This window comes from uncultured Nocardioides sp. (assembly GCF_947489365.1).
Lineage (GTDB): Bacteria > Actinomycetota > Actinomycetes > Propionibacteriales > Nocardioidaceae > Nocardioides.
The window spans coordinates 464,403-480,714 of sequence record NZ_CANLDB010000004.1; the positions used below are offsets into that span (position 1 = coordinate 464,403).

15 protein-coding genes are annotated in these 16,312 nt (G+C 73.9%); 8 read left to right on the forward strand and 7 right to left on the reverse strand.

What is annotated here, in order from left to right:
* Positions 1–87: 87 nt before the first annotated feature.
* Positions 88–486 carry a universal stress protein gene (locus Q0858_RS14385; RefSeq protein WP_299055659.1) on the reverse strand — a complete coding sequence of 133 codons (399 nt, stop codon included), beginning with the start codon at positions 484–486 and terminating at the stop codon, positions 88–90.
* Positions 487–624: 138 nt separating this feature from the next.
* On the opposite strand from Q0858_RS14385, the gene Q0858_RS14390 reads away from it, so the two are divergent.
* A complete protein-coding gene (locus Q0858_RS14390; RefSeq protein WP_299055662.1) occupies positions 625–1,176 on the forward strand; it encodes a hypothetical protein in 552 nt (183 codons plus the stop codon).
* Here the strand turns inward: Q0858_RS14390 and Q0858_RS14395 are convergent.
* Together Q0858_RS14395 and Q0858_RS14400 are read right to left on the reverse strand one after the other, a co-directional pair.
* Positions 1,128–2,600 carry a glutamate-cysteine ligase family protein gene (locus Q0858_RS14395; RefSeq protein WP_299055665.1) on the reverse strand — a complete coding sequence of 491 codons (1,473 nt, stop codon included), beginning with the start codon at positions 2,598–2,600 and terminating at the stop codon, positions 1,128–1,130. The genes Q0858_RS14390 and Q0858_RS14395 overlap by 49 nt on opposite strands.
* 8 nt (positions 2,601–2,608) lie before the next feature.
* Entirely contained in the window at positions 2,609–3,670 is a 1,062-nt protein-coding gene (locus tag Q0858_RS14400; RefSeq protein ID WP_299055668.1) for a DUF4192 domain-containing protein, read from the reverse strand.
* A gap of 120 nt (positions 3,671–3,790) precedes the next feature.
* Here Q0858_RS14400 and Q0858_RS14405 point away from each other — a divergent pair, with 120 nt between their 5' ends.
* The 3 genes from Q0858_RS14405 to Q0858_RS14415 all read left to right on the forward strand — a co-directional run bounded on the left by Q0858_RS14405 (position 3,791) and on the right by Q0858_RS14415 (position 8,534).
* Positions 3,791–5,146, forward strand: a complete 1,356-nt coding sequence (locus Q0858_RS14405) for a DNA polymerase IV (RefSeq protein WP_299055671.1) — start codon at positions 3,791–3,793, stop codon at positions 5,144–5,146.
* A gap of 10 nt (positions 5,147–5,156) precedes the next feature.
* On the forward strand, positions 5,157–7,355 hold the full coding sequence (locus Q0858_RS14410; RefSeq protein ID WP_299055674.1) for a S9 family peptidase: 2,199 nt from the start codon (positions 5,157–5,159) through the stop codon (positions 7,353–7,355).
* A gap of 216 nt (positions 7,356–7,571) precedes the next feature.
* Positions 7,572–8,534 (forward strand): sigma-70 family RNA polymerase sigma factor, encoded by a 963-nt coding sequence (locus Q0858_RS14415; RefSeq protein WP_299055677.1) that lies wholly within the window; start codon positions 7,572–7,574, stop codon positions 8,532–8,534.
* Between the two features lie 129 nt (positions 8,535–8,663).
* Here the strand turns inward: Q0858_RS14415 and coaE are convergent, their stop codons facing one another.
* From coaE to Q0858_RS14430, 3 genes are read right to left on the reverse strand one after another with little or no spacing between them, the layout of a single operon-like run.
* Positions 8,664–9,260 carry a dephospho-CoA kinase gene (coaE, locus tag Q0858_RS14420; protein WP_299055680.1) on the reverse strand — a complete coding sequence of 199 codons (597 nt, stop codon included), beginning with the start codon at positions 9,258–9,260 and terminating at the stop codon, positions 8,664–8,666.
* A 29-nt stretch (positions 9,261–9,289) separates the two neighbouring features.
* Positions 9,290–9,958 (reverse strand): SIMPL domain-containing protein, encoded by a 669-nt coding sequence (locus Q0858_RS14425; RefSeq protein ID WP_299055683.1) that lies wholly within the window; start codon positions 9,956–9,958, stop codon positions 9,290–9,292.
* 12 nt (positions 9,959–9,970) lie between these two features.
* Positions 9,971–10,918, reverse strand: coding sequence for a helix-turn-helix domain-containing protein (locus Q0858_RS14430; RefSeq protein WP_299055686.1), 948 nt, complete (start codon positions 10,916–10,918; stop codon positions 9,971–9,973).
* Between the two features lie 93 nt (positions 10,919–11,011).
* Here Q0858_RS14430 and Q0858_RS14435 point away from each other — a divergent pair, with 93 nt between their 5' ends.
* Complete coding sequence (locus Q0858_RS14435) at positions 11,012–11,173, forward strand: hypothetical protein (protein WP_299055688.1); 162 nt, start codon at positions 11,012–11,014, stop codon at positions 11,171–11,173.
* A gap of 91 nt (positions 11,174–11,264) precedes the next feature.
* On the opposite strand, the gene rpsA is transcribed toward Q0858_RS14435, so the two are convergent.
* Complete coding sequence (gene rpsA / locus Q0858_RS14440) at positions 11,265–12,779, reverse strand: 30S ribosomal protein S1 (protein ID WP_299055691.1); 1,515 nt, start codon at positions 12,777–12,779, stop codon at positions 11,265–11,267.
* A 186-nt stretch (positions 12,780–12,965) separates the two neighbouring features.
* Here rpsA and Q0858_RS14445 point away from each other — a divergent pair, with 186 nt between their 5' ends.
* From Q0858_RS14445 to Q0858_RS14455, 3 genes are all read left to right on the forward strand, one after another.
* Entirely contained in the window at positions 12,966–13,811 is an 846-nt protein-coding gene (locus tag Q0858_RS14445; RefSeq protein WP_299055694.1) for a hypothetical protein, read from the forward strand.
* A complete protein-coding gene (locus Q0858_RS14450) occupies positions 13,808–14,635 on the forward strand; it encodes a class I SAM-dependent methyltransferase (RefSeq protein WP_299055697.1) in 828 nt (275 codons plus the stop codon). Before Q0858_RS14445 ends, Q0858_RS14450 begins: the two co-directional genes overlap by 4 nt.
* 80 nt (positions 14,636–14,715) lie before the next feature.
* A partial coding sequence (locus Q0858_RS14455; protein ID WP_299055700.1) for a hypothetical protein occupies positions 14,716–16,312 on the forward strand: 1,597 nt, incomplete at its 3' end.

Sequence of the window (16,312 nt, forward strand, 5' to 3'; positions counted from 1 at the left end):
TCCGGGCGGAGTCGACGGCCCACGGGTGGCACGCGCTCTACCTCGAGAGCTCCGAGGGGTTCGAGGTCGAGGTCGTCGTCGAGACCGTCAGGGCTTGACGGCGAGGACCGGGCAGTGCGCGTCCAGCAGCACCCGCTGGGCGTTGCTGCCGAGGATCAGCTTGCCGACCGGGGACCGGCGGCGCAGCCCGATGACCAGCAGCTCGGCCGCGTTGGCCTCCGCGATGCTGATGAGGTCCTCGGCGGGCTCGAAGCCGCGCACGAGCTGACGGACGTCGTACGTCACCCCGGAGCTGTCGAGCAGCTCGCGGGCCGCCCCCATCTGGGCCTGGGCGGCGTCGGCGGCGTCGCCGTCGAACTCCGAGCCACCCCGGTGGGAGTTGACCACCACGAGACGGGCGTCCCGCAGCTGCGCCTCCTCGATCGCCTTGCGCAGCGCCGCCTCGCCCTCGGGCTTCGGCACGTAACCGACGACCACGGTGCCCATCGATCCTCCTCCTCGCGGGTCCGGCCGGGCGAGTCGTCCCGGCCGGTCTCTTGTCGCACCGTAACGGAAGTGACCCCGCGGCGGGAGGCTGTGGAGACGCGCGTGCGCCGTGACGTCCGACGCGTCAGGCTCGGGGCCATGACCCGGTCCGCGAGCGAGGCCCGCGCCCCGACGGTCCACGCGGCCGCGTGGCGCGAGGCGGTCCTCGAGCTGCGCTGCGCCGAGCGCCGCCGCGTCTTCCCCACCGCGCTCCACCTCGGCGTCCCCGGTGTCGGGCGGGTCACCGTCGACGACCCGCCGCGTCCCGGCCGCCGCGCGTCACCGGCGTGGGACCACGCCCTGCGCACCGACGTCGTGGGCGCCCTGCTCGACCGGTGGGCCGCCCCAGCGGACGGAGCACCGGACGGAGCACCGGACGGGGCTCCTCGTGTCCCGCTGTGCTGGGTCACGCGGGGCGGTCCGCTGGGCCACCACGACGACGACGTCGCCTGGCTGGCGGCGTGCCGGGCGGCGTACGACGAGGCGGGGATCGGGCTGGCGCTCGCCGTGGTCACCCACGCGGGGTGGTACGACCCGGCGACCGGGGCGGGACGGACCTGGAAGCGGCTGCGACGCCCGCCCCCCGGGACCGGACGGTCCCCTCAGTCCCAGGCGTGGACCGGCTCGTTGGAGTGCATGCGCTCGCGGTAGTCCAGCAGCGTGCGACGCAGCGCGCCCCACCGGTCGTCCCCGGCGGCCTCGCGGTCGCCGACCCGTCGCACGAACCACTCGGCGCCGTTGGTGTGGGCCAGGCAGCGCTGCTCGACGATGCCGAGCAGGCGGTCGCGCTCGGCGGGCTCGACGCCCCAGCTGTCCAGGCCCCGGGCCGCCATCGGCAGGAGTCGCCGCAGCACGAGCTCCGTCGCGGACACCTGCCCCACCCCGGGCCAGTAGAGGCGGGCCTCGATGCCGTGCTCCGCGGCCGAGTGGAAGTTCTCCTCCGCCGCCGAGAACGACATCTGCGACCACAGCGGGCGGTCGGCCTCGGCGAGCGAGCGGACCAGCCCGAAGTAGAAGGCGGCGTTGGCCATCGTGTCCGAGACGGTGGGTCCGGCGGCCAGCAGCCGGTTCTCCACCCGCAGGTGCGGGACCCCGTCGGCCACGTCGTAGATGGGCCGGTTCCAGCGGTAGACGGTGCCGTTGTGCAGCCGGAGCTCCGCCAGGTCCGGGGTCCGCCCGGCCTCCAGCTCCGCCTGCGGGTCCTGGTCCTCGGTGATCGGCAGCAGTGCCGGGAAGTAGCGGACGTTCTCCTCGAACAGGTCGAACACCGAGGTGATCCACCGCTCGCCGAACCAGACCCGGGGCCGCACGCCCTGCACCTTCAGCTCCTCGCTGCGGGTGTCGGTGGCCTGCTCGAACAGCGGGATGCGGGTCTCGCGCCACAGCTCCCGACCCAGCAGGTACGGCGAGTTGGCGCTGATGGCCAGCTGCACGCCGGCGATGGCCTGCGAGGCGTTCCAGTACGCCGCGAACGTGTCCGGGGTCGTCTGCACGTGGAGCTGGGTGCTGGTGCAGGCCGCCTCGGGGATGATCGAGTCCGCGGTGGTCCGCAACCGCTCGGTGGGCCCGGTGACGTCGATGAGGATGTCCTCGCCGCGGGCGTCGAGGATCTGCTCCGACAGCAGGCGGTAGCGCGGGTTGGGGCTGAGCGACTCGGTCGCCATGTGGCCTTCGGCGAGGGTCGGCAGCACGCCGATCATCACGAGGTGGGCGCCGACCTCCGCGGCCTTCTCCTCCGCGTTGTCGAGGCTGCGGCGCAGGCTGGCCTCGAAGGCGCCGAGACCGCCGTCGCGCAGCGTCGCCGGGGGCACGTTGACCTCGATGTTGAACTGCCCGAGCTCGGTCTGGAAGTCCGGGTCGGCCAGGTTCTCGAGCACCTCGCCGTTCTTCAGCGCCGGGTCGCCGGCGTCGTCGATGAGGTTCAGCTCGACCTCGAGCCCGGTCATCGGGTCGTCGGTCTCGAACGCCGACTCCCGCAGCATCCGCGCGAACACGTCCAGGCAGAGCCGGACCTTCTCGCGGTGCCGGGTGCGGTCGGCCCGGGAGAACTCCTGAGCCGCGACCTCCTTGCCCATGGCGGGGACTATGCCACCTGCGGGCCCCCGGGCGCGCGGTCCGCCGACAGGCGGTCGCCGTCCCCCTCGTCGGGCGGCACGGCCTGCTCGAGCATCCGGGCCACGAACACGAGCAGGTCGAGCTCCGGCGCGTGGGCGCGCCCCCGGTCGACCGCGCACCAGGCGAGGGCGCCGTGCCCGGTCAGCCACGCGGCGTACGCCAGCACGCCGGCGGCCGGGCCGACCAGCGCGTCGGGGGCCCGGCGGACGACGTCGCGCCACAGCTCCACCTGCGCGCGGGCGTCCTCGCGGTCCATCCGCTCCCAGCACGAGTCCCGCAGCCCGACCTCGGCGAGGTCCGCCAGGACCCGGCCGAGCCGCATGTCGTCGGGACGGGTGCCGAGGTCGAGGTGGCGGCGCACGGTGCGACGCAGCCAGGACGCCTCGCGGCCGTGCGCGGTCGGCGCCAGCCGGGCCCCGTGCCGGGCCGCCGCCTCGGCCACCCTCCGGTACGACGTCCGCGCGGCCGCGTCGGGCTCCAGGGTCGAGGCCAGCTCCTCCCGGGAGGCGTGCACCACCCGGCCCTCCAGGACGGCGTGCGCGACGAAGGGGTGGGCCGAGACGTCGTACGGGTGCCCCGCGCAACGCCGGTCGCGGCCGGCGGACGGCTCGTCGCAGTCGAGGCACCACACCCGGTCGCCGTCGGCAAGGAGCACCTCGACGACCCCGATGCCGGCGTCCAGGAACGCGTCGACGAGACGGCGCCCGAACCGGGCGAAGCCGTCGCCGCGCCGGCTGTGGACCACGAACGCGACCCGGCCGACGCGGTGGCGCAGCGCCGGCTCGAGCAGGAGCGCGACCACCACCTCCTCGTCCTGGCGGCGAGGCAGGTCGACGCGCGCGTGGAACGGCCGGGCGGCGGAGAACGTCAGCATCGTCACCGACTCCGCGGGCACGAAGCCCAGCATCGTCGGGACCATCGCCAGCAGGTCGTCGCGACCGCGCGCGACCAGGCGCACGGGCTCGGTGGTCGGGCCGGGGGCCGTCGGGGGTGCCCCGGGTGTCTCGGGTGTCAGGTCTGGGCTCGTCATGACCGGAACCTCCCCGCCGGACCGGCGACCACGCCCCGCGCCGCGGCACCTGTGCAGAACCCGGCGCCGCGTGCGGCTGTGGAGGCGAACCGGTGCGGCGCCGGCGGGTACGTTGCGGCCGTGCGTCCCCACGCCAGCGTGCTCCACCTCGACCTCGACGCGTTCTACGCGGCGGTGGAGCAGCGGGACAAGCCGTCCCTGCGGGGCAAGCCCGTCGTGGTCGGGGGCACCGGCGGGCGCGGGGTCGTCGCCACCGCGTCGTACGAGGCCCGCCGGTACGGCGTCCGCTCGGCCATGTCGACCCGCGAGGCACGGGCCCGCTGCCCCCACGCGGCGTACCTGGGCACCCGCTTCGACGAGTACCGGCGCACCAGCGGGATCGTCATGGACATCCTGCGCTCGGTGTCGCCGCAGATCGAGCCGCTCTCGCTGGACGAGGCCTTCGTCGACCTCGCCGCGGCGACCGACGCCCTGCCCGACCTGGAGCCCGGCACGGTGCGCGCGGTGGCCGAGGAGCTCCGGACGCGGGTCCACGAGGCCACCGGGGGGATCACGGCGTCGGTCGGCGTCGCGAGCAGCAAGTTCCTGGCCAAGGTCGCCAGCGAGCTGGACAAGCCCGACGGTCTCGTCGTCGTCGAGCCGGGCACCGAGCGCGACCTCCTGCGTCCCCGCCACGTCTCGGTGATCCCCGGCGTCGGGCCGGCGACGGTGGAGCGGCTGCGACGGCTCGGCGTCCACACCGTCGCGGAGCTCGAGGCGCAGGGCGTGGCCGAGCTGGTCCGCGAGCTCGGGCAGGCGCACGGTGCCGCGCTGCACCGCTTCGCCCGCGCCGAGGACGACCGCCCGGTCGAGGCCGGGCGGGAGGCGAAGTCGGTCAGCGTCGAGGACACCTACGAGACCGACCTCGTCGACCGGCGACTGCTCGAGGGGCTGCTGACGCGGCAGGCGGGCGGGGTCGCCGAGCGGCTGCGCGCGCACGGCCTGTCGGGGCGCACCGTGTCCATCAAGGTCCGGATGCACGACTTCACCACCGTCAGCCGCTCCAGCACCCTCGGCTCCCCCGTCGACGACGCGGCGACCATCGGGCGCCTCGCCCGCGGCCTCCTGGCCGACCTGGACACGTCCGGCGGCGTCCGGCTGCTGGGGGTCGGCGTCTCCGGGCTCGCGGACTGGGTGCAGGAGGACCTCTTCGGCGAGGCCGACGCGCCGGGGACGACGCCGGTCGACGACGTCGTCCTGCCGCCGCCGCGCGGCGCACCGGTGGGATGGCCCGCCGGCGCGGACGTCGTCCACGACGAGCACGGCCGGGGGTGGGTGTGGGGCTCGGGGCGCTCGGTCGTCACGGTGCGCTTCGAGACCGCCGACACCCCGCCCGGCCCGGTCCGCTCGTTCCCCGACGACGACCCCCGGCTGCACCGGTGGCACCACCCGGACGAGCCGGGGACCGCACCGGACGACGTCGGCGACGCTGGGTAGCGTCGCCGGCATGGATGCACCCGCGGCCCCGCCCGTCGCCCCTCCCCTCGCTCCCGCCCGGCCCGTCGAGACCACCCACCACGGCCGGACCCGCGTCGACGACCACGACTGGCTGCGCGACAAGGAGGACCCGGAGGTCCTCGGCTACCTCGAGGCCGAGAACGCCTGGACCGAGGCCGCCACCGCCCACCTCGCCGGCCTGCGCTCCACGCTGTTCGAGGAGATCAGGGCGCGCACCCGGGAGACCGACCTGTCGGTCCCCTCCCGCCGGCGCGGCCACTGGTACTACGGCCGCTCCTTCGAGGGCCGCGAGTACGGCGCCTCCTGCCGGGTCCCGGTCGCCGACCCGGACGACTGGAACCCGCCGGAGCCCGCCGCCGACTGCGCGCCCGACGAGCCCGCGCTGCCGGGCGAGGAGGTCATGCTCGACCTCGACGCCCTCGCCGAGGGCCACGACTTCTTCTCCCTGGGCGGCGCCGCGGTGAGCCCCGACGACCGCCTGCTCGCGTACGCCGTCGACGTCGTCGGCGACGAGCGCTACACCGTGCGCTTCCGCGCCCTGGTCCCCCCGGCCGGTGCGGAGCCGGCCACCGCGCCCGACGACGTCCTGACCGACGTCATGGGCGGCGTGACGTGGGACCGCGAGGGCGGGTCGGTCTACTACACGACCGTCGACGAGTCATGGCGCCCCGACAAGGTCTGGCGCCACCGGCTCGGCACCGAGCAGTCGAGCGACGAGCTCGTCCACCACGAGACCGACGCCCGCTTCGGGACCGGGATCGGGCGGACCCGCAGCGACCGCTTCCTCATGGTCGCGTCCGGCTCGAAGACCACCGCGGAGTGGCGGGTCCTGGACGCCGACCGTCCCGAGCTCGGCTTCCGGGTGTTCGCGGAGCGCCGCGAGGGCCTGGACTACTCCCTGGAGCACGCCGTCCTCGACGGCCGCGACGTCCTGCTCGTCCTCCACGACCACACCGGCCCCGACCACGAGCTCGCGGTCGCCGGGCTCGACCCGACCCCGGCCGAGCAGTGGGAGCCGCTGCTGGCCCACGACCCCGCCGTCCGCCTCGAGGACGTCGACGCCTTCGCCTCCCACCTGGTGGTCCACCAGCGCAGCGGGGGCCTCACCCAGCTGCGCGTGCTCGAGCTCGGCGAGACGGGCGAGGGCCTGCCCCGCGGCGTGGCCCGCGACCACCTCGTCGACTTCGACCGCGAGATCCGGACCGTCGGGTCCGGGTCGAACCCGGCGTGGGAGCAGCCCACGGTCCGGGTGGGCCTGCTGTCGCTCGCCCTGCCGACGTCGATCTACGACTACGACGTCCGCACCGACGAGCTGACGCTCCTGCGCCGCCAGCCCGTGCTCGGCGGGTACGACCCCGACGACTACGTCGAGAAGCGTCTGTGGGCCACCTCGACCGGCGGTGAGCAGGTCCCGATCAGCCTCGTGTGCCGCCGCGACCTGCTCGACGAGGGCGCCGAGGGGCCGGCCGAGCCGCTCCCCCTGCTGCTCTACGGCTACGGCGCCTACGAGATCTCGATGGACCCGTCGTTCTCGCTCTCCCGCCTCTCGCTCCTCGACCGGGGCGCGGCGTTCGCGATCGCCCACGTCCGGGGCGGCGGCGAGATGGGGCGTCGCTGGTACGACGACGGCAAGCTCGGCGCAAAGCAGCACTCCTTCGACGACTTCGTCGCCTGCGCACGTCGGCTGGTCGAGGCCGGGTGGACCACCCCGGAGCGGACCGTCGCCGAGGGAGGCAGCGCCGGCGGCCTCCTGATGGGCGCGGTCGTGAACCAGGCGCCCGAGCAGTTCGGAGGCGTGGTGGCCGCCGTCCCGTTCGTCGACCCGCTGACCTCCATGCTCGACGCCAGCCTGCCGCTGACCGTCGCCGAGTACGAGGAGTGGGGCGACCCGGCCTCCTCGGCCGAGGTCTACGACCGGATCGCGGCGTACGCGCCCTACGACAACGTCGCGGCCCTCGACTACCCGCCGATCCTGGCCGAGACCTCGCTGCACGACACCCGGGTGCTGTACGTCGAGCCCGCGAAGTGGGTCGCCCGGCTGCGGGACCGCGCCGTCGGCCGCCGCGACGTGCTGCTGCGCACCGAGATGTCCGCCGGCCACGGCGGGGTCTCCGGACGCTACCGGGCCTGGCACGACCGCGCGTTCTCGATGGCCTGGATCCTCGACCGCCTGGGACTCGCCGGGTGATCGGCCGCCGGTGAGGGACCGGCTCCGCTGGGTACCGGGCCTGAGAAGTCGCTGAGATTCCGCCGTTCGGGCAACTTCCGGGTCGCTCCGGTCGTCGGATGAGGTGACAGGCACGAACGGACATCCGGGAATCCACCCGGGGACGAACCCGTTGTGTGGATGTCGGTGCACCGCCTCGGACGAGATGGCGGGACCGACCGGAGGAGGAGGCGTCGCATGGCAACACGGACCGCAGCCCGGCCCAGCGCGAGTCGCGAGATCGAGGGCCGCGACAGCGTCGGCCTCTACCTCGACGAGATCGCGCGCACCCCGCTCCTCGACGCCGTCACCGAGGTCGAGCTCTCCAAGACCATCGAGGCCGGCCTGATGGCTGAGGCGCTGCTCAAGGAGGGCCGCGTGGGTCGCCGCAAGGGCGGAGCCCCCATGCGCGCCTCGCAGGAGGAGCTGGAGTGGATCGCCGCCGAGGGTGAGCGCGCCGTCCAGACCTTCATCAACGCGAACCTGCGTCTGGTGGTCTCGATCGCACGCAAGTACGGCCGCTCGCAGATGCCGATGCTCGACCTGATCCAGGAGGGCAACACCGGCCTGATCCGCGCGGTCGAGAAGTTCGACTACGCGAAGGGCTACAAGTTCTCGACGTACGCGACCTGGTGGGTGAGGCAGGCCATCACCCGCGGCATCGCGCAGCAGGCCCGCGTGGTGCGCCTGCCCGTGCACGTGGTCGAGGAGCTCAACCAGGTCGGCGGCGCCCGCCGCACCCTGGAGCGCCAGCTCGGCCGTGAGCCCGAGCCGGCCGAGATCGCCGGCGAGCTCGGCATGGAGGTCGAGCGGGTCCTCGACCTGCTGTCCTGGGGCCGTGAGCACGTCAGCCTGGACACCCCGGTCGACGAGGACGGTGACACCTCCCTGGGTGACCTCATGGCCCAGGAGACCGCGCCGAGCCCGGACCTGACGGTGCTCGACACCGAGTCCCGCGACCGGCTGAACGACCTCGTGGGGCTGCTCGACGACCGTGCCGCGGACATCATCCGCTCGCGCTACGGCCTCACCGACGGCCGCCAGCACAAGCTGGCCGACATCGGCGTCAAGCACGGCATCTCCGCCGAGCGGGTCCGCCAGCTCGAGCGGGAGGCGTTGCAGAAGCTCCGCACCTTCGCGGACCCCGACCTGGCCGCCTGATCCGCCGCGGCTGCGACGACGGAGCAGCCGCGTCAGCGGATCAGATCAAACAGGGCCCGCTGCTGAGCGCGCGAAGCAGTGGGCCGCGTCGAGGTCCCGGTGGGGTCCTGTGGCACCCGCGAGCGACCGTCATCGGGCGGACGCGGCGAGCAGGTCGGCGTGGACCTCCGCCACCCGGGCCCGCAGCGCCGCAAGGTCGCCGCTGTTGTCGACGACGTGCGTCGCGACCGCGAGGCGGGCGTCCCGGTCGGCCTGGGCCGCGATCCGCGCGGCGGCGTCCTCCTCGCTCATGCCGCGGTGCGCGGTCATGCGCTCGGTCTGCACCTGCACGGGCACGTCGACGACGACCACCGCGTCGAAGTCACCGGCCTGACCGGTCTCGACGAGCAGTGGGATGTCGTGGACGACGAGGGCCCCCGCGGGTGCCGCGGCCTCGATCTCGGCCGCCCGGGCGCGCACCCGGGGGTGGATGATCCCCTCCAGCGCACGGCGTCGCTCGGCGTCACCGAAGACGAGCCGCCCGACGGCCGGCCGGTCCAGCTCACCGTCGTCGGTCAGGACCTCCGGCCCGAACGCCTCGACCACCTCGCGCAGTCCGTCAGAGCCGCGGGCGACCACCTCGCGGGCGAGCACGTCGGCGTCCACCAGGACGACGCCGAGGTCGGCCAGCGCCGCCGCGACGGTGCTCTTCCCCGAGGCCACGCCGCCCGTGAGTCCGACACGCATGGCACCACGGTAGAGGCCGGGTCCACGTCTCAGTCGACGACGAACCGCGCGTCGACCCGGGCGAGGAGCACGACGTCCTCGGGGGCGAACGACAGGTCGGGCCCCGCCGTGGCCGACGCCGCCATGCGGGTGGCCGGGGCCGATGTCGGGGCGTGGACCGGGTTCAGGCCGTCGCCCAGCATGCCGGCGTCGGCGAGGGCCACCAGCCGCACCGGCCCCAGACCCGCGGCGTCCGCGTAGTCCTGCGCCTTCGTGCGTGCGGCGCGGACGGCCTCGTGGCGGGCCTGGACGACCAGCGTGCTGCGCAGGGCGTCGGTCAGGGTCCACCCCACACCGGCGACGGAGAACCCCGGGACGGCCGCCGACGCGGTCAGCCAGGCGCCCAGGCGGCCGAAGTCGGAGAACTTCGCGCTGAAGCCCTGCGCCGCCGTGTGCACGAGCGGCAGCTGCTTGCCCTTGTCGTGGTGCGGTCTCCGGGCACCGCTGCGGACGGTGTCGCTCGACCACCAGGTGACGGGTCCGTGGCCAGGGTCGTGCAGGGCGCGCAGCGAGTCCGCGACCCGGGCCGCGGCCGCGCCGAGGTGCGCCTGGGCCTCCTCGCCGCTCGCGCCCTCCGTCTGGACGGCGACCCTGGCGGTGGCCCGCTCGGGGGCGCGACGCACCTCGTGCTCTCCGCGGACCGTGATCTCGACCGACACGGGCCCAGCCTCTCAGGCCGCGCCGAAGCGGCGTCGGTACTCCAGGGGCGCGAGGCCGCGCACCCGGGCGAAGTGGTGCCGCAGGGCTGCGGCGCTGCCGAAACCGACCCGGTGGGCGACCTGCTCGACACCGAGGTCGGTCCGCTCGAGCAGCTCCTCGGCGGCGTGGACCCGCTGCCGGGTCACCCAGCTGTGCGGGGTCTGGCCGGTCTCGTCGCGGAACCGCCGGGCGAAGGTGCGCGGCGACATGTGCGCGGTCCGGGCGAGAGCCTCGACGCTCAGGTCGTCCTCGAGGTGCTCGGTGATCCACCCCATGAGCGGGCCCAGGGACTCCCCGTCGCACTCCGGCACGGGCCGGGCGATGAACTGCGCCTGCCCGCCGTCGCGGTGCGGTGGGACCACCATCCGACGGGCGGCGGTCGCGGCGTGCCGGGCGCCGTACAGCTCCCGCAGGAGGTGCAGCGCGGCGTCGAGACCGGCGGCCGCCCCCGCGCCGGTCACGATGGTCCCTTCCTGGACGTAGAGCACGTCGGAATCGATGAGCGCGTCGGGGAAGCGCTCCCGCAGCGCCGGCGCGTGCCGCCAGTGGGTCGCACAGCGGCGGCCGTCGAGGAGACCCGCCTCCCCCAGCACGAACACGGCGGTGCAGTGCGCGAGGACGTACGCCCCCCGCTCGTGGGCGGCTCGGACGACGGCGGCGACCTCGGGCGACGGCTCGAGGAAGTCGCGCTTCGGCGTGACCACCACCAGGTCGGCGTCGTCGGCCGCCCCCAGGTCGGCGTCGACGTGCAGGTCGAAGCCGGACGAACCGGTCACCCGACCCGGCCGCGGCGTGGCGACGACGAAGTCGAAGACCGGGTTGTCGTCCTCGGGGTGGTACGGCTCGGCGAACACCTCGCACATCGCACCCAGCCCGAACGCCTCCGCCCCGTCCTGCACCAGCACCGCGACCTTCAGCATCCCCCCACCCTGACGGACCGATGGCAGGAAATCAACGGGCAACGGCATTCATGCCAGTGGTGGCAGCATCTGGATGGGCGCACGATGACTGCCATGACCACCGCACTGATCGTCCTCCTCACCGCCGCCGTCTCGCTGGGCCTGCTGGCCCGCACCGTCCACCAGGTCTTCCGTGACACCCCCGGCCCTCGTACCGCTCCGCCGCGCAGCCACGAGCCGGACTCCTTCGCCCCGCCCTGGGACCTCGCCGCGTGAGCGGACCACCACCACCCGCACCACCGGAACGACGAACGGCCCCACCTCCGAGGAGGTGGGGCCGTTCGCGTGCGTCAGGTGGTGCTGCGGGTCAGTTGCCCCCGCCGGTGAGCTTCTCGCGCAGGGCCTGCAGAGCCTCGTCCGAGGCGAGCGAGCCACCGCCGGTGGACTCGCCCTCGTCGTCGCCGCCGGAGCGCGACGAGCTGACCGTCTCGCTGCCGGAGGAGTACGACGTGGCCTCGCCGGCCTCGGCGTCGGCCGCACGGGCCTCGGCCTGCTGCTTGACGTGGGCCTCCCAGCGGGCGTGCGCCTTGGCGTACTGCTCCTCCCAGGTCGCGCGCTGCTCGTCGTAGCCCTCGAGCCACTCGCCGGTCTCGGAGTCGAAGCCCTCGGGGTAGATGTAGTTCCCCTGGTCGTCGTACGACGCGGTCATGCCGTACAGCGTCGGGTCGAACTCCTCGGCGTCCGCCGCGGTGGCCGTCTCGTTGGCCTGCTTCAGCGACAGCGAGATGCGGCGACGCTCGAGGTCGATGTCGATGATCTTGACCATGACGTCGTCGTTGACGTTGACGATCTGCTCCGGGATCTCCACGTGGCGCTCGGCCAGCTCGGAGATGTGGACCAGGCCCTCGATGCCCTCCTCGACGCGGACGAACGAACCGAACGGCACCAGCTTGGTGACCTTGCCCGGGACGATCTGACCGATCTGGTGGGTGCGGGCGAAGTGCTGCCAGGGGTCCTCCTGCGTCGCCTTGAGCGACAGCGAGACCCGCTCGCGGTCCATGTCGACGTCGAGGACCTCGACGGTGACCTCGTCGCCCACGGCCACGACCTCGGAGGGGTGGTCGATGTGCTTCCAGGACAGCTCGGAGACGTGCACCAGGCCGTCGACGCCACCAAGGTCCACGAAGGCGCCGAAGTTGACGATCGAGGACACGACGCCCTTGCGGATCTGACCGCGCTGGAGCTGGGTCAGGAAGGACTGGCGGACCTCGGACTGGGTCTGCTCGAGCCACGCACGACGCGAGAGCACGACGTTGTTGCGGTTCTTGTCGAGCTCGATGATCTTCGCCTCGAGCTTCTGGCCGACGTACGGCTGGAGGTCGCGGACGCGCCGCATCTCCACCAGCGAGGCGGGCAGGAAGCCGCGCAGGCCGATGTCGAGGATCAGGCCGCCCTTGACGACCTCGATGACGGTGCCCTCGACGACGCCGTCCTCCTCCTTGACCTGCTCGATCGTGCCCCAGGCGCGCTCGTACTGCGCGCGCTTCTTGGACAGGATCAGCCGACCCTCCTTGTCCTCCTTCTGGAGGACGAGCGCCTCGACGGCGTCGCCGACCTCGACGACCTCGTTGGGGTCGACGTCGTGCTTGATGGAGAGCTCGCGCGAGGGGATGACACCCTCGGTCTTGTAGCCGATGTCCAGGAGGACCTCGTCGCGGTCCACCTTGACGATGACGCCCTCGACGATGTCGCCATCGTTGAAGTACTTGATCGTCAGGTCGATCGCGGCCAGGAAGTCCTCTTCCGACCCGATGTCGTTGACCGCCACCTGGGGGGCGTCGTCATCGTGGAGGTCGGGGAAGTTCGAGAGGGTGCTCGTCATGGAGTGGGGTGGTCCTCGGGGTCAATGGAGTCGTACGGGCGCGCGCGAGGCTGTTCCGATCGAGAGATCAGCCTGGGCTCCGCTTCGGTCCGCGGGCACAGCAGGCTCAGCGCAGGTCAAGCCTACGCGCCCGCTCCGGGGCCGTCCAACCTGAGGGTACGCCGCCGGGCGACTACGCTCCGGCGCATGGCTCTGCCCGACCTGGTGACCCTCCCCTTCCGGCTCGGGGTCGCCGCCACCCGGACCACCCTCGTCCTCGGGACCCTGACCCACCCGGACGGTCCCGTCCGGCGTCCCGGCGGCTACGCCGACATGGTCCGGGGCCTGATCGGCGCCGGCGGGACCTCCGAGAGGGTCAACGAGCTGCTGGCCGACGACGCCGCCGTGATGCGCATCGTGCGGACCCTGGACTCGGTCTTCGCCGCGGACCGGCCGCTGGGCCGGATGCTGCGACGCGGCGGCACCCTGGACCGACTCCTCGACGAGGACGGGCCCGTGCTGAGGCTGGCCGAGCCCGGCGGTGTCCTCGACCGCCTCTCGGCCGAGAACGGCCCGCTCGACCGGTTGATGGCCCCCGGCGGGGCCGTGGACCGCCTCACACAGCCCGACGGCACGATCGACCGGCTGCTGGCGCCGGGTGGGGCGGTGGAACGACTGATCGACGGTGACGGCCTCGTCGACCGGCTGCTCGCCCCGGGCGGCGTCCTCGACCGGCTCACCCGTGACGACGGCGTGCTGGAGCGGGTGCTCGCGCCCGGGGGTCTGGTGGAGCGCATGCTCGCCGAGGAGGGCTTCGTCGAGACGCTCGTCGCCGACGGCGGAACCCTGGACCGGCTGGTGGCGCTGGGACCGGCCCTCGAGGCCGTCGAGCCGCGCCTGCGCGAGCTCGCGGCCGTGATCCCCTCCCTCGCGGCGACCGCCGACAGCCTCCAGCACGCGGTCGGCCCCCTGGGCGACCTGGCGAACCGGTTGCCGGGCGGACCACGGCGCCGGGCCCTCGGCTCGGCGGCGAGCGGCGCGGGCGAGGGGTGAGCGACGCGGGTCGCCGGCCCATCCGGGTGGAGCGGCGGCGCGTCGACGAGGAGGAGTCGCGGCGTGCCAACGGCCCCGACTGGGACGCCTACGCGGACGAGTACCAGGCCACCCACGGCGACTACCTCGGCGATGTGGGGTTCCTCTGGGGACCGGAGGGCCTGACGGAGGCCGACGCGGGCGCGCTCGGTGACGTCCGGGACCGCGACGTCCTCGAGGTCGGCAGCGGCGCGGGGCAGTGCTCCCGGTGGGTGACCGCCCAGGGCGGCCGCGGCGTGGGGCTCGACCTCTCGCACCGCCAGCTGCAGCACTCGCGGCGCCTGGACGAGGACACCGGGATCACGGTGCCCGCGGTGCGCGGCACGGCCACCGCACTCCCCTTCGTCGACGACGCCTTCGACGTCGTCTTCTGCTCCTTCGGCGCGCTGCAGTTCGTCGCCGACATCGACGACGCGCTGGCGGAGACGGCCCGGGTGCTGCGCCCCGGCGGTCGTTTCGCGTTCTCGATCACCCACCCGACGCGCTGGATGTTCCCCGACGACCCGGACGAGCCCGGCCTCACGGCCACGTCGTCGTACTGGGACAGGACGCCGTACGTCGAGGTGGACGACGCGACCGACACCGTGGCCTACGTCGAGCACCACCGCACCCTCGGCGACTGGGTCCGCCTGCTCCACGCGCACGGGTTCGTGCTCGTCGACCTTCTGGAGCCCCGGTGGCCCGCCGACAACGACCGGACCTGGGGCGGATGGTCCCGCCTGCGGGGCCTCCTGACGCCCGGGACCGCCCTCTTCGTGGCGGACCTCGTCTCCGATCGGGACTGATTTCGCCAAACCCGCACATCCATTGGTTGTGACAACAATACTCCGGTAGCAGAGGTATTCCCTGCGCACCTGGAGCTCCGATGTCCCAGCCGTCCCTGGCCCGACGCGCCGTCCACGGCGTCGTGGTCGTCAGCACCGCCGCCGCCCTCTCCCTGGCGGCCCCCACCACGACCGCCTCGGCGGCTCCGCTGCCGGCCACCTACACCGGTGACGCGCACGGCGACGTCGTGAGGCTGCGCTCCGCCCTGGGCGGCGCGGGGCTGGCCGACCTGTTCGTCGGCCACTCGCGCACGACGGTCGACAGCCGGACGGCGCCCGCCGTGCGGGCGACGAGCACCAACGTGGAGGCCGGGCTCGGCGGCGGCAGCGTCTCGGCGGATTCGACCACCGCCACGGCACCTCCGTCCATGAACCCCGACCTCCGGCGCCTGGCGGCCGTGAACCTCAGCCCGGTCGCGACCGCGGGGGTCGTCGAGGGCGACGTCGCGGCGTCGTACGAGAACGCCGAGCAGTGCGTGGCCGGCGTGAACGGGCTGCGTCAGCTCGGCACCTCGCGCACGACCCTCGCCGGGTTGAACCTCATCAACGTGCTCGGGGTCAGGGCGCTCGCCGTCAAGGCCTCCGAGACGACCACGAGCACCGCTCTCGAGGACCAGCCCGACGGCTCCTCCCGGATGGTGTCGACGGCGACGACGTCCGTCGGCGACGTCGACGTCCTGGGCGGGAGCCGGACCCTCGGCGGCGTCACGATCGAGGTCGTCCGTCCCGTGTCGCTGACCGCGACCTCGGACGGCACCACCGGGAAGCTCACGAGCCAGAGCTCGGTGGTCCGGGTCCGCCGTGCGAACGGGACCGTCACCACCATCGAGGCGGACGGCCGTCCGGTGTCGATCGGTCTCAACCTCCCCGGCGCCACGGTGGCCCTCACGGTGGCCGCCTTCGACGACGCCGACACCAGCACGGGCGCGCTCGGGCGCGGTTCGCTCGACGCCGTGGTGGCTGTCGACCTGGAGATCAGCACGGTCCTGTCCGGGCCCCTCGTGGACGTGTCGCTCGACCTCGGCCGCCTCACCGCGCAGGCTCTGGCCCCCGCGGGCGGCGTCGAGTGCGACCCGGGGGCGCAGGACCCCGACAACGACGGCCTGACCAACGACGAGGAGGCCGAGCTCGGGACCGACCCCGACGACGCCGACTCCGACGACGACGGGCTCACCGACGGCCGCGAGGTCGACCAGACGCGGACCGACCCCCTCGACCCCGACTCCGACGACGGTGGGGTGGACGACGGCACCGAGGTCGGACGCGGGACCGACCCCAACAACGCGGCCGACGACATCCCGGTGGTCGACGCCGACCGCGACGACGACGGTCTCAGCAACGACGAGGAGGCGGGTCTCGGGACCGACCCCGACGACGCGGACTCCGACGACGACGGCCTGAACGACGGCACCGAGGTCGAGCTGGGCACCGACCCGCTCGACCCGGACACCGACGACGGCGGCGTCCTCGACGGCCCGGAGGTCGACCGCGGCACCGACCCGCTGGTCGCCGGCGACGACTTCCCGGTGGTCGACTCCGACCGCGACGACGACGGCCTGACCAACGACGAGGAGGCGGGTCTCGGGACCGACCCCGACGACGCGGACTCCGACGACGACGGCCTGAACGACGGCACCG

Bases quoted from the DNA above. Each gene is read 5' to 3' on its own strand.
- Q0858_RS14385 (WP_299055659.1), bottom strand. From the start codon at position 486: ATGGGCACCGTGGTCGTCGGTTACGTGCCGAAGCCCGAGGGCGAGGCG.
- Q0858_RS14390 (WP_299055662.1), top strand. From the start codon at position 625: ATGACCCGGTCCGCGAGCGAGGCCCGCGCCCCGACGGTCCACGCGGCC.
- Q0858_RS14395 (WP_299055665.1), bottom strand. From the start codon at position 2,600: ATGGGCAAGGAGGTCGCGGCTCAGGAGTTCTCCCGGGCCGACCGCACC.
- Q0858_RS14400 (WP_299055668.1), bottom strand. From the start codon at position 3,670: ATGACGAGCCCAGACCTGACACCCGAGACACCCGGGGCACCCCCGACG.
- Q0858_RS14410 (WP_299055674.1), top strand. From the start codon at position 5,157: ATGGATGCACCCGCGGCCCCGCCCGTCGCCCCTCCCCTCGCTCCCGCC.
- Q0858_RS14415 (WP_299055677.1), top strand. From the start codon at position 7,572: ATGGCAACACGGACCGCAGCCCGGCCCAGCGCGAGTCGCGAGATCGAG.
- coaE (WP_299055680.1), bottom strand. From the start codon at position 9,260: ATGCGTGTCGGACTCACGGGCGGCGTGGCCTCGGGGAAGAGCACCGTC.
- Q0858_RS14430 (WP_299055686.1), bottom strand. From the start codon at position 10,918: ATGCTGAAGGTCGCGGTGCTGGTGCAGGACGGGGCGGAGGCGTTCGGG.
- Q0858_RS14435 (WP_299055688.1), top strand. From the start codon at position 11,012: ATGACCACCGCACTGATCGTCCTCCTCACCGCCGCCGTCTCGCTGGGC.
- rpsA (WP_299055691.1), bottom strand. From the start codon at position 12,779: ATGACGAGCACCCTCTCGAACTTCCCCGACCTCCACGATGACGACGCC.
- Q0858_RS14445 (WP_299055694.1), top strand. From the start codon at position 12,966: ATGGCTCTGCCCGACCTGGTGACCCTCCCCTTCCGGCTCGGGGTCGCC.